The following is an 11,440-nucleotide window of genomic DNA, read 5'->3' on the forward strand; positions in this document are numbered from 1 at the left end:
ACAAAAAGTACCCAGTAAGAGACCTGATCAGACTTGCTGATCTGTTAGGTAGTTGGGGGCAACGATAGGAGCAGGTGCCTCTTCGCGTTCCGGCTCGTCGAGGATGGCGGCATCCACCAGGCCCTCTTCGATTTCGCGCAGGGCAATTACCGTGGGCTTATCGTTTTCTTCGGGAACCAATGGATCCCTGCCGCCTGTAGCGATCTGACGGGCGCGTTTGCTGCCGACGATAACGAGCTCGAAGCGGTTGTCCACATGCTCAAGGCAATCTTCAACGGTAATACGTGCCATAAACTTTCGTTTCCATTTGCTGTGCCCGAAGGCAAATTCTGTACAGGGGACCGGCTATTTTACCGGACCGGGAAATGTATGCAATTCGATCAATTGGTTCAGTGGCGCAACAGTGCCTGAAGTAGATCGCCGTGGCGCAGTTGCTGCAGCTCTAAGCGCTGTCGCTGGGCAACGATAATGGCACGCAGCTCTGTTAACGCTTGCTCGAAGTTATCGTTGATTACCAGGTAATCTGCGGCGACATAATGGGTCATTTCGTCGATGGCCTGGTCCATACGGCGATCAATGACCGCTTGATCGTCCTGACCGCGTCCGGTGAGGCGCTCACGCAGGGCTTCCTGGGACGGAGGCAAAATAAAAATACCCACTGCATCAGGGCGCAGGCGACGAACCTGTTCGGCCCCCTGCCAATCGATTTCCAGGATTACATCGCGACCACTGGCAAGAGTCTCTTCGATCTCAGCTTTGGCGGTGCCGTAATAATTATCGCCATAAACTTGGGCGTGCTCAAAAAAAGCATCGCGCTCCAACATTGCCAAAAATTCTTCTCGCTCGACAAAGTGATAGTCAACGCCGTGAGTTTCGCCTGGGCGCATGGCACGAGTGGTATGGGAAACCGATACGGTAACCTGGCTGTCGCTGTCTACCAGCGCTTTGACCAAGCTGGTTTTTCCTGCACCGGAGGGAGCGGAGACGGTGTAGAGGGTTCCTGTTTGCACAACTGATCCTGTTCGCGAGCAAAGAGCCCATTATAACCGAAGCTTGCGTCTGGAGATGAAAGAGTGTCATGAAGGGACAAGGCTAGCCCCCGACCGGGGTGGGGGTATCTGTTGGGAGATTCAGGGCGCGTTACCACCTGCGCGCCTGGGCCCGGCCGGGATAGCCTCGCGGGAGTTTCTCAATCACCGCCAACCACCTGTGATTAAGGGGATCTCCCTGTTGTTAATCGCTAACGAAAGTGACTCTATCCTCTTTGCGCCGGGTTGCCAACCACCACCATACCAAAGAGCTTGCGAGCAAGTAGGATATGAAGAGTGGTACATATGTATTGTTTAGTAGCGGAATAGCGCAGATGAGTGCTGCGAGTCTCAAAGTTTCGAGGCGCCCTGAAATAGGATGACCATCCAGTATCCTTCCATTAATTGCCAGGCAAATAATCAAGGCAATAACCGAGCCCATAAGTTGCCAGAAACTCAATACGCTGGTGAACCAGAGGAGAGATAAGGTTGTGGCGGTGTAACAGAGGTGTTGTGCGAATGCGTAGTTGCGCAAACCAGGGCTAATTTCAGGGTTGAAACGTTTAAAGTTTGTCAGATCGGTAGAGGCTACTGGCATGGATTTTTCTACATCTGCGGGTCTGTAGCCTGTGGGGCGTAACCAAAGAGTGCACTTGTCCCACCAGCTTTTCGTATGCCAGGCATCAATTGCCATGCGCTTTAAGTGTTGTAAATTGGCTGCTACAGGATCAAAGGTATTCAGGGGCTTACGCACACCGTAAAGACAGGGCTCAGTTTCGAGTTCCTGCTGGTAGGTGCCAAATAAGCGATCCCAAAGTATTAATATTCCGCCGTAGTTTTTATCTACGTAGACAGCGTTCTGGGCGTGGTGTACCCGGTGATTCGAGGGGGTAATGACAAACCACTCCAACCAGCGGATCTTGGGTATTTTTTGTGTGTGAACCCAAAACTGGTAAATAAGATCAATTGCGCCGGCGACAATAACAATTTCTGCCGGCAAACCAATCAATAGAAGCGGTAGATAAAATATCCAATCCAGCTGTAGCCCCCCCGAAGACTGGCGCAATGCTGTGCTCAGGTTGTAGTCCTCACTCTGGTGGTGCACCAGGTGTTCTGCCCAAAAGATGTTTACCTCGTGACAGATACGGTGCTTCCAGTAGTAGCAGAAGTCGTATGCGAGAACCGCCAGGGCCAGGTGCCAGACATTGTCGATAGACCAGTTGAAACCAACCCATTGATAGTAGGGTTGTAGCAACGTAAACAGCGGGATATAGATAACGAGGAATAAGCTTTTATAGGTAAGCCCGATAATACGATTGAGAATCCCCGTGCTGAGATTGCCAATAGTGTCATTCAGCCTGTAGAGCCCCCAGCCTTTCCAGCGATCCAGGGCGAACTCCATAAGCATGGCGGTCAGAAAAAATGGAATAGAGAAAGTAAGCAGGTCCACAGAAACCCCATATTTTTATTATTAGATAGCGTATCTATTGAACTCTGCCACACGGCTACTGGGCCGCATATGCCAGTGATGTATGGATTCTGAAATCAGTCAGTATTCGCTGAAGGGATTTTGACGTAATTAACTTTCAGGTTTACAAAAGTGGTGCCTGATTGGCACTAACCAAAAGATTGGCAAGAGCATGCGATACGTCGAATTGGTACCACGGCTAGGTGCGACTTTCGATGTTTAATCATGGTTTTCTTCGTGATAGGATTTTCTTTGGAGTTTATAAATAGAAAGACCGGCAAATGCCGGTCTTTTTTTACTCTGAACGGGTCGCTATTTACTCGCTAGCTTCCGCTTCCAAAGTCACACCGCTGTAGGATTCATACCCATAGACACTGATGTACCAGGTGCCGGAATCCGGGTTGCTAATGGTGCAGCTCTCCTCGTTACCCCAGAGGTATGGACGACAGTCATATCGACGCAGGGTAGGATAGTTACCGTGGCGCACGTAGAGATCAACTTCGCCGGAGCCACCGGACATCTCTATAGTAAGGGTGGAAGTCCCAGACTCAACATCAATAGTGAAGTCATTCCAGCTGCCCTGGCTGCCAGAAAGGTTAGTTTCTGTCCAACCTGAACCATTGCTGCCACTGTCGTCATCGTCGTCGTCGCCATTACCACTATCGTCGCCGCTCGCCATAGCTACAGCTGCTGCCGCGTCCACAATACCGGAGCCGCAGTTGTTGCAAGAAGAGGGGAAGCTGCGAGCAGTGCTGGTGAGGATCGACTCAACTTCATCCGGAGTAACGTCGGGGTTAACCGAATAAATCAGCGCAGCTGCGCCGGCGACATGGGGGGCCGCCATACTGGTACCCTGGCTGTAATAGTAGCTATCGCTGCCCGCATCGGTAGAGCCGTTGTTGTAGGTGGAAAGGATACCGTCGGAATCGTTTGCGAAGCTCTGTGCGCCACCGGGTGCAGCGACATCAACTACATTGCCATAGTTGGAGTAATAAGAGCGGCCGCCGGTACGGTCAGTTGCCGCAACGGTAATAACCCCATCACAGCTGGCGGGCGAGTATTGGCTTGCGTTGGCACCACTGTTACCAGCGGCGACAACCACGGTAGCGCCGAGGCTGCGCGCAGTGTCGATAGCACTTTGCGTGGTAGTGTCGCAGCTACCGCTACCGCCGAGGCTCAGGTTCAATACTTGGGCTGGGTTTTGGTTGCTCGGTAATCCGCTGACAGAACCGCCGGCACCCCAGATGATTCCGTCGGCAATATCCGAGGTATAGCCACCACAGCGTCCAAGTACGCGCACGGGCACGATCTTCGCATCGTAGGCAACACCGGCGATACCCATGTTGTTGTTAGTAACCCCGGCGATAGTGCCTGCTACATGGGTGCCGTGCCAGCTGCTATCGCTCTCAGAGGTATCGTCGCAAGTGCCGGCTTCATACCAATCACCTGGGTCAGTGGGATCGTCATCACGTCCATCTCCATCTACGGAGACGAAAGTGTCAGAAATCATATCGTAGCCTGGCAGGATATTGTCTACCAGATCGGCGTGGGGGAGATAACCGGTATCGAGTACGGCAACCACTACGCCATCGCCCTGGGTAACGTCCCAAGCTGAGGGCAGGTTCAATCCGCCGGTGGACTCGTAGTAATGCCACTGGCTGAGATAGCTCGGGTCATTGGGCTCGGCCATCGCTTTCATAATCAGGTCCGGCTCTGCGTATTCCACATCCGGATCCTGTTTCAGGCGATCGATGATCGCGTTTACTTCAGCTCTACTTTTACGGCCTTCCAGGCGCATTACCTGGGCGCCAGTGGCCATACGGCGGAGGTGGCGCATCTTGTGGCCGGCGCGACGGGAAGCTTTTTCGACCGTCTCTGTGGCCATGGTGGCCGCCTTCCCAACCTTAGCGCTCTCCTTGTACTTTACGATGATGCGGTCGGTTAGCAGTGTTTTTTCCGCGTCCGCTGCGTGAGTAGCGAAAGGGGTAGCACACAGTAACGAAAACGCACTCGCCAGAGTCGTCTTTTGCAAAAGACTTTTCAATGATGATTTCATTATTGTTATATCTCCGAGATATTTTAAATCCGGCTATCAGTATTCCGATAGACCGGAGACTCCTGAAAAACTCCGCACTAACAAAATAAATTTGCTTAACGGATAGGCCTAGAAACTGTCTTTCTCACAGTCGGTAAGTCAGTTTGACCAAAATTGGTACCAAAGTTTCAAAATGGTACTTCTTTATAACGTTCGTGAAATTATTATCCTCAGCTTAAGCCTTTAATTTTGTGTGGCTTTTGGCGACAAATTTATAAGTTTTGGGAAAAAAATCTGATAGTGAGAATTTATCTACGGGAGAGATGTGGAGGGGTTCACAGGGGGAAATTGGTTAATAAGCGAATATTTTCAGATAAAAGAATTATCGTGCGTAGAAAAGATGAATCGCTAAACGCTTCTTAGTGACGTGTACGTAGCATTTACGTAGCTTGGCTTTGGGGCCTGTTTCCTGAGGGTACCCCAGTAATGAAAACCTTTGCTGGCTACTACTGGGGTTTGAGGTTGAAAGGTTGGTGTTAGGACTTGTGTTTATCTGGCCTTGCTATAACTGGGAACTTTGGCCCACAGCTTTGCAGCCAGCAACCCAAAGATAAATCCAAATAGGTGGGACTCCCAGGAGATAAAACCACCCCGTGGCAAGACACCGAAAATAAGCCCTCCATAAAGGACGGCTACCACAATAGATATTAATAAACGGCTAAATTTCCTACTGATAAATCCCGCAAGAAGCAAAAAGCCGAAATAGCCATAGATAACTGAGCTAGCTCCCAAATGATTGCCCCTGCCAGCAAAAAGCCAAACGGCCAGTCCGGTGGTGATCACAATGAACAGGGTCACTTTAAGGTAAGTTTTTACCCCGTACTGCAGCACTAAGAAACTGAAGATGCACAGAGTGAATATGTTCGAGAAGAAATGCCAGCTATTTCCATGCAGTAATGGTGCAGAAAAGATATGGGGGAGGTGGTTGATTGAGCGGGGAACAATACCAAAGTAATTAAGCGATCGGCCGCTAAGAATATTAATAATTTCAATTGCAGCAAGCACTAAAAAAATAGCGCCGACCCACTTCAGGTTTTGTCGCATAAATATTCCTTAAAAGGTGAGCTATCACAAATCCCCCTGTCTGGTGGTAGAGGGGCATCCGCAGTCTCGGTGAGAATGCCCCAGAGGATTACTCGATGTTTTGTACTTGCTCGCGCATCTGCTCGATCAATACTTTGAGCTCTACCGCAGCTTGGGTTGTGTCGGTAACCACAGACTTTGAGGAGAGGGTGTTGGCTTCGCGATTAAACTCCTGCATCAGGAAATCCAGCCGCCGGCCGATTGATCCACCGCCGGCTAAAACCCGACGTGTTTCAGAAGTGTGCGCACTGAGGCGGTCGAGCTCTTCATCCACATCAGCCTTCTGGGCCAACAGGACGATCTCCTGCTCGAGCCGGTCCTTGTCCAGCTCCACCTGCAACTCTTCCAGGCGGCTGCGCAGCTTGTCTCGCTGTGCTTCAAGAATCTGGGGAAGCAGTTCTCGAACATTGGCTACCTGCTCTTCGATTCCCTTGAGTCGGGCCTCAATAAACTTGGCTAGCTCAGCGCCTTCGCGTTCACGGTTTGCGCGCAGCTGTCCCAGTGCCTCGCGAAAAGCCTCTAATATCGTTGCCGTCTGTTTATCGGTATCTGCTTCAGGTTCACTGATAACACCGGGCCACTGGAGAATTTGCAAGGGATTGAGTGGTTGAACATCCTCGCCACCCGCTACCTGTTTTGCTGCTTGAATCAGCGCCTGGGCGAGGGGTTGATTGATTTCCAGCCCAGTATCTTCGGCGCTATTGGTCTTCAGGCTCAGGGTCAGTTCAATTTTGCCGCGGGACAGCGTCTTGCGCAGCGTATCACGCAGTTGTGTTTCCATGGCGCGAGCCGCTTCGGGCAAACGGAAATGTGGTTCCAGGTAGCGATGGTTGACCGAGCGCAGTTCCCAGATAGCAGTGCCGTTTGCGTAATTGGCCTCGGCGCGTCCAAAGGCTGTCATGCTGCGCACTTTGTTCTGTTCCCGTTGACTGGCCATAGCTGATCCCCTACAGGCGTATTAATCGGCCCGGCATAATAACACAGCGTTTGGATCGCCATGCTGGGGTATATAATGCGGGGCTTTCATTCAATATTTGAGGTGGACTATGCAGCGTCCCAGTGGCCGCGCCCCTGCGCAATTGCGCCCGGTAAAAATTACCCGCAACTATACCCGTCATGCGGAGGGGTCTGTGTTGGTGGAGTTTGGTGATACCAAGGTTTTGTGTAATGCCTCTCTATCCAGTGAAGTCCCAAGGTTTTTACGCGGCCAGGGCAGCGGTTGGATTACTGCAGAGTACGGCATGCTGCCACGCTCCACAGGCTCTCGTATGCCCAGGGAAGCGGCCAAGGGCAAGCAGAGTGGGCGCACCGTGGAAATTCAGCGCTTGATCGGGCGCTCACTGCGGGCAGCGGTAGACCTGGAGAAGCTGGGTGAGAATCAAATCACCGTCGATTGCGATGTTATCCAGGCCGATGGCGGTACCCGGACCGCAGCAATCACAGGTGCCTGTGTGGCGTTGGTTGATGCCCTACGTCATATGCAGAGAGAAAAAATCATTGCCGATGATCCGCTCAAGAATATGGTAGCAGCGGTATCAGTGGGAATTTATGAGGGGGAGCCGCTACTGGACCTGGATTACCCGGAAGACAGTTCAGCGGATACCGATATGAATTTGGTGATGGCCGAAGATGGCGGCATGATCGAGGTTCAAGGCACTGCAGAGGGTGAGCCATTTACTGAAAAGCAGTTTGCGCAGATGCTGGGGTTGGGCAAGGCGGGTATCGATGAATTGATCGCTTTGCAAAAGCGGGCGCTGGACGAGTAAAGCTGCCGCCCCTTGGTTTGTATCCGGCCCTCTCTCAATAGGGAAGGGGCCGGAACTCCGTGTGATTCAGACTTCGATTTCGTAGTCCATGATGACCGGCAAGTGGCTGGAGAATTTCACATTCTTATTGATTGCACCGTACTCAATGCGATTTTTCAGACCGTGAGAGACGATCTGCATATCAGTACGCCAGCCATCTCCTTCTCCGACAGTACCGCTGGGCCACCAGCTAAATTCGTCGGTATCTTTTACTACACGGCGAAAAGCATCGACATAGCCAACATCATTAAACAGTTGGTCCAGCCAGCGCTGTTCGTGACGCATAAAGCCGGGAGAATCCTGATGATCCTGCCAATTCTGTACGTCTGCACGACGGTGAGCCATGCCCCAGTTACCACAGAAAATAAAGTCGCGGCGTTTGCGGCTTATTTTTAGCAAGTGCGCCTGCATGTCCTCAAAGAATTGGACTTTTTTCTCTAACGACGTCTCATCGGAGGCGACTGGCGCGAGCAGAGAGCCAACGCTCAGTCGCTCGAAATCCGCCTGTAGATAGCGGCCGTACATATCTTCACCATTGGCGAAGCCCATGCCGAATATGATGGCTTTGGGCTGGCTGCGGGTGTAGATAGCCACACCATTTTCGTGGGGGGTTCCCGAGTCGAAAAAGTAACTGTAATAACCGTCGGGGTGAAATATTGGGTGGTCCAATTCAGGCTCGAGAGAGCGCAGATCCTGAAGGCAGATAATATCTGCGTCCTGCTCCGCCAACCAATCGTAGAGACCGCGTTGGGCGGCCTGATGAACGCCGTCTACCGACAAGCTTACTATTCGCATTATTAGCCCCTTACCAGCGGACTGTGTATCATTAGAAACATTATATGCATGCCTACCCCCGGGAATGCTACGGGGAGGTCTCCCTTCACCTTAGCCAATAGTTAACAATTTTCCATGCAGCAATATCAGCGCGATTTTATCCAACTTGCCCTGGATCATCAGGTTTTGTGTTTCGGCGACTTCACATTGAAGTCGGGCCGTCAAAGCCCCTACTTTTTCAATGCCGGCCGTTTCCACACCGGTGCTGCACTGGCAGCGCTGGGGCAGGCCTATGCCGAGGCGATAATCGCTTCGGGAGTGGAGTTCGATGTCATTTTTGGACCGGCCTACAAAGGTATCCCGCTGGGTGCGGTGACTGCTGTGGCTCTAGCCCAAAAGGGGATCGATAAGCCTTTCTGTTACAACCGAAAAGAAGCCAAGGATCACGGTGAAGGCGGAACCTTAGTGGGTGCGCCGCTTAATGGCAAGGTTTTGATTATCGATGATGTTATTACTGCGGGCACAGCCGTACGCGAAGTGATGCAAATTATCGAATCTCATGGCGCAGAAGCAGCGGGAGTTGTGATTGGTCTCAACCGCCAGGAAAAGGCTAGTGAAGATTGTGAATTCTCCGCTATTCAGCAAGTTGAGAGACAGTACAATATTCCTGTGGTCGGCATCGTGCAGTTAGACGATGTGATCAGCTTTCTCGAGCAGGAGTCGAATGATAGCGATACTCTGCAGAAAATTGTGGACTACCGGCAGCGCTACGGTGTCGCGGGTCAATAAATATTGCCCCCCCTAGCTGTGGGCCGGTTAATTCAGAGAGAAGAGCGATGCGAATCGCCCCTTTAGTACCTCTATTGGTCAGCACCCTTTTGATGTTGGCTGTAGAGGCTTATGGTAACAATAGCCGGGTTTTGTATCGATACACTGATCACCAGGGAGTCCTGGTGATCAACGATGCTATTCCACCGGAATTTGTTCCAAATGGATATGAGATTCTCACTCTTACCGGTCGTGTAGTTGAAGTAATCGCACCGCAGCTCAGTCCTGAAGAGTACCAGGCCCAGCTTAAGTTGGAGGCCCAGCGTGAGGCGGATCGTAAGTTGCTCAAGCGCTATAACAGTATTGCGGATATTGAGAGTGCTCGGTCGCGCAAGTTGGCTGTCGTAGAGCAGGATATGGCTATCATGCGGTCAAATATCAGCAGTCTACGCCGGCAAATTGCCCAGGAAGAAGCCTCTGCTGCGCGCACGCAGCGGGGCGGCCGTGAGGTGGCTCCCGAATTGTTGCAGAGAATTGCAGATCTACAAAAAGAAATGGAAGTGCTTGAGGAGCGCCTCAGCCGGCGTGCGGCTGAAGCGGATACCATAGGGGTTGATTTTGATAAGGCGGTAGCCCGCTATACCGAACTTAATGCTGAGAGCTAGCTAATTTCTCAATGCCTGAATAATTTCGGAGGGCTACCGCTAAACAGCCCTCATGAGGAAATGGTTATCTGGCTGCAGCCACTGTCTCACGGAAGAAACCAGCCGTTAATACGGGCCACTGTTCTGCCCAGTACTCTGTAGGCTTACGCTTAAAACCGCTGCGCACGTATTGGACGATACGCCCCTCCGCGCTCGCCAAAAGCAGGTTGGCAGCACCACCGAGAGGAAGAGTCGGGCGCAGGTGTTCGCGCAACTCGGCTTCGCGCAAGATCTGTCTAATTTGAGTTTCCAGTCGATCAAACAACTGCAGGATTCGTCCATGTAGCCTTTCAGTTTCACCGGTAAGCGCGTCGCCTGTGAGTAGGCGAGTGATTCCTGGGTTGCGCTCACAGAAAGCTAGCAGGAGCTGCAGAATTTTCTGGCAGCGATTGAGAGCCGAGGGCTCCTCCTGCAGGATCATTGCGATACGGCTGAAAATGGTCTCCTCAATAAATTCGATCAGCCCTTCAAACATCTTGGATTTACTGGGGAAGTGACGATATAGCGCGGCTTCAGAGAAACCAACTTCCTTGGCCAGTGCTGCTGTTGTAATACGTGCGCCGGGACTGACTTCCAGCATATGTGCTAGAGCTTCCAGGATTTGTTGACGCCGATTGATTTTTTCGCTGCTCATTGACTGCCTTTGGTCCGCTTGGGGGGCGGAATTTAGTTTTGCTCTTGTCGTCTTATTTTGACGGCGGCGGAATCCTACCGATTCGCCGGGCTGTCTTCAATTGCCAAGGGGCTAGTGGTCCACAGTTTGCGCTTCGATGTTGGTAATCAGGGTACCCACGCCTCGATCTGTAAATATTTCGAGCAATATGGCGTGGGGCACACGGCCGTCGATGATGTGAGCGGAATTTACCCCATCCTGAACAGCGTCCAGAGCGCAGGTGATTTTTGGCAGCATGCCGCCATAGATGGTGCCATCCTGAATTAAGCCCTCTACTTCATTGGTAGTCAGTCCGGTGAGAACCTCTCCCTCCTTATCCTGCAGGCCGGCGACATTGGTGAGCAACATCAGTTTTTCTGCTTTCAATTCTTCGGCGATTTTCCCAGCGACGAGATCGGCATTAATATTGTAAGAAACCCCATTGCCGTCGACTCCAATGGGCGCGATAACCGGGATAAAGTCACTGTGGACCAGCATATTGATCACATCAATATTAACTTTCTCGACTTCCCCAACCTGGCCAATATCAATGATTTCAGAGGCATGTAGTCCCGCGCTCTCATTTTTTCGGGTCAACTTTCGCGCTTTAACCAGTAATCCGTCTTTACCGGTGATACCTACCGCGCGGCCCCCATTTTTGTTAATCAAATTGACGATCTGTTTGTTGACGGTACCCCCTAACACCATCTCCACAACATCCATGGTTTCGCTATCGGTGACTCTCATTCCGTCTACGAAGCGGGACTCAATACTGAGCTTATTTAGCAGCTGCCCGATTTGAGGTCCGCCACCGTGCACTACCACTGGGTTCATACCTACCAGCTTCATCAGGATAATGTCTCGCGCGAAACTGTTTTGTAGTTGCTCATCCACCATGGCGTTGCCACCGAACTTGACCACAATAGTTTTGCCTGTAAAGCGCTGGATATAGGGCAGTGCTTCATTGAGGACCTGGGCACTTTTCAGCGCAGAGTTTAGATCTAGGGACATGGGCAGTTCCTTACACAGGGCGACAGGCAATCAGGTTTGGGGGCCTGACTTG

At 51.6% G+C, this 11,440-nt stretch carries 12 protein-coding genes; 3 read left to right on the forward strand and 9 right to left on the reverse strand.

Annotated features, from left to right (window positions below; all coding sequences use genetic code 11):
• Positions 1 to 27: 27 nt before the first annotated feature.
• The 6 genes from rpoZ to ACJJIS_RS22240 form a co-directional block, all read right to left on the reverse strand.
• Complete coding sequence (gene rpoZ / locus ACJJIS_RS22215) at positions 28 to 291, reverse strand: DNA-directed RNA polymerase subunit omega (RefSeq protein ID WP_413663830.1); 264 nt, start codon at positions 289 to 291, stop codon at positions 28 to 30.
• Between the two features lie 98 nt (positions 292 to 389).
• Positions 390 to 1,010, reverse strand: a complete 621-nt coding sequence (gmk, locus tag ACJJIS_RS22220) for a guanylate kinase (RefSeq protein WP_444906844.1) — start codon at positions 1,008 to 1,010, stop codon at positions 390 to 392.
• Positions 1,011 to 1,233: 223 nt separating this feature from the next.
• The gene (locus ACJJIS_RS22225; protein ID WP_444906845.1) at positions 1,234 to 2,478 is read right to left on the reverse strand and encodes a sterol desaturase family protein; all 1,245 of its coding nucleotides are present in this window, start codon (positions 2,476 to 2,478) and stop codon (positions 1,234 to 1,236) included.
• Positions 2,479 to 2,812: 334 nt separating this feature from the next.
• On the reverse strand, positions 2,813 to 4,552 hold the full coding sequence (locus ACJJIS_RS22230; protein ID WP_475709112.1) for a S8 family peptidase: 1,740 nt from the start codon (positions 4,550 to 4,552) through the stop codon (positions 2,813 to 2,815).
• A 528-nt stretch (positions 4,553 to 5,080) separates the two neighbouring features.
• Positions 5,081 to 5,635: a rhomboid family intramembrane serine protease gene (locus ACJJIS_RS22235; protein ID WP_445355381.1), complete on the reverse strand. Its 555-nt coding sequence runs from the start codon at positions 5,633 to 5,635 to the stop codon at positions 5,081 to 5,083.
• A gap of 88 nt (positions 5,636 to 5,723) precedes the next feature.
• Positions 5,724 to 6,611: a YicC/YloC family endoribonuclease gene (locus ACJJIS_RS22240; protein ID WP_475709113.1), complete on the reverse strand. Its 888-nt coding sequence runs from the start codon at positions 6,609 to 6,611 to the stop codon at positions 5,724 to 5,726.
• A 109-nt stretch (positions 6,612 to 6,720) separates the two neighbouring features.
• Between ACJJIS_RS22240 and rph the strand changes: the two genes are divergently transcribed.
• A complete protein-coding gene (rph, locus tag ACJJIS_RS22245) occupies positions 6,721 to 7,440 on the forward strand; it encodes a ribonuclease PH (protein ID WP_444895659.1) in 720 nt (239 codons plus the stop codon).
• Positions 7,441 to 7,506: 66 nt separating this feature from the next.
• On the opposite strand, the gene ACJJIS_RS22250 is transcribed toward rph, so the two are convergent.
• On the reverse strand, positions 7,507 to 8,274 hold the full coding sequence (locus ACJJIS_RS22250) for an exodeoxyribonuclease III (RefSeq protein WP_413663823.1): 768 nt from the start codon (positions 8,272 to 8,274) through the stop codon (positions 7,507 to 7,509).
• A gap of 114 nt (positions 8,275 to 8,388) precedes the next feature.
• On the opposite strand from ACJJIS_RS22250, the gene pyrE reads away from it, so the two are divergent.
• Both pyrE and ACJJIS_RS22260 read left to right on the forward strand, forming a co-directional pair.
• Positions 8,389 to 9,042: an orotate phosphoribosyltransferase gene (pyrE, locus tag ACJJIS_RS22255; RefSeq protein ID WP_413663822.1), complete on the forward strand. Its 654-nt coding sequence runs from the start codon at positions 8,389 to 8,391 to the stop codon at positions 9,040 to 9,042.
• Between the two features lie 47 nt (positions 9,043 to 9,089).
• Positions 9,090 to 9,686, forward strand: a complete 597-nt coding sequence (locus ACJJIS_RS22260) for a hypothetical protein (RefSeq protein WP_475709114.1) — start codon at positions 9,090 to 9,092, stop codon at positions 9,684 to 9,686.
• A 64-nt stretch (positions 9,687 to 9,750) separates the two neighbouring features.
• Here the strand turns inward: ACJJIS_RS22260 and slmA are convergent, their stop codons facing one another.
• Both slmA and argB read right to left on the reverse strand, forming a co-directional pair.
• Complete coding sequence (slmA, locus tag ACJJIS_RS22265) at positions 9,751 to 10,359, reverse strand: nucleoid occlusion factor SlmA (protein WP_108735025.1); 609 nt, start codon at positions 10,357 to 10,359, stop codon at positions 9,751 to 9,753.
• Positions 10,360 to 10,470: 111 nt separating this feature from the next.
• Positions 10,471 to 11,388, reverse strand: coding sequence for an acetylglutamate kinase (gene argB, locus ACJJIS_RS22270; protein ID WP_444915165.1), 918 nt, complete (start codon positions 11,386 to 11,388; stop codon positions 10,471 to 10,473).
• Between the last annotated feature and the right edge of the window lie 52 nt (positions 11,389 to 11,440).

This window comes from Microbulbifer maximicatervae (SeqCode) (assembly GCF_056231245.1).

Coding starts and splice junctions, on each gene's coding strand:
- rpoZ (WP_413663830.1), bottom strand. CDS start 291: ATGGCACGTATTACCGTTGAAGATTGCCTTGAGCATGTGGACAACCGC.
- ACJJIS_RS22230 (WP_475709112.1), bottom strand. CDS start 4,552: ATGAAATCATCATTGAAAAGTCTTTTGCAAAAGACGACTCTGGCGAGT.
- ACJJIS_RS22235 (WP_445355381.1), bottom strand. CDS start 5,635: ATGCGACAAAACCTGAAGTGGGTCGGCGCTATTTTTTTAGTGCTTGCT.
- ACJJIS_RS22240 (WP_475709113.1), bottom strand. CDS start 6,611: ATGGCCAGTCAACGGGAACAGAACAAAGTGCGCAGCATGACAGCCTTT.
- rph (WP_444895659.1), top strand. CDS start 6,721: ATGCAGCGTCCCAGTGGCCGCGCCCCTGCGCAATTGCGCCCGGTAAAA.
- ACJJIS_RS22250 (WP_413663823.1), bottom strand. CDS start 8,274: ATGCGAATAGTAAGCTTGTCGGTAGACGGCGTTCATCAGGCCGCCCAA.
- pyrE (WP_413663822.1), top strand. CDS start 8,389: ATGCAGCAATATCAGCGCGATTTTATCCAACTTGCCCTGGATCATCAG.
- ACJJIS_RS22260 (WP_475709114.1), top strand. CDS start 9,090: ATGCGAATCGCCCCTTTAGTACCTCTATTGGTCAGCACCCTTTTGATG.
- slmA (WP_108735025.1), bottom strand. CDS start 10,359: ATGAGCAGCGAAAAAATCAATCGGCGTCAACAAATCCTGGAAGCTCTA.
- argB (WP_444915165.1), bottom strand. CDS start 11,388: ATGTCCCTAGATCTAAACTCTGCGCTGAAAAGTGCCCAGGTCCTCAAT.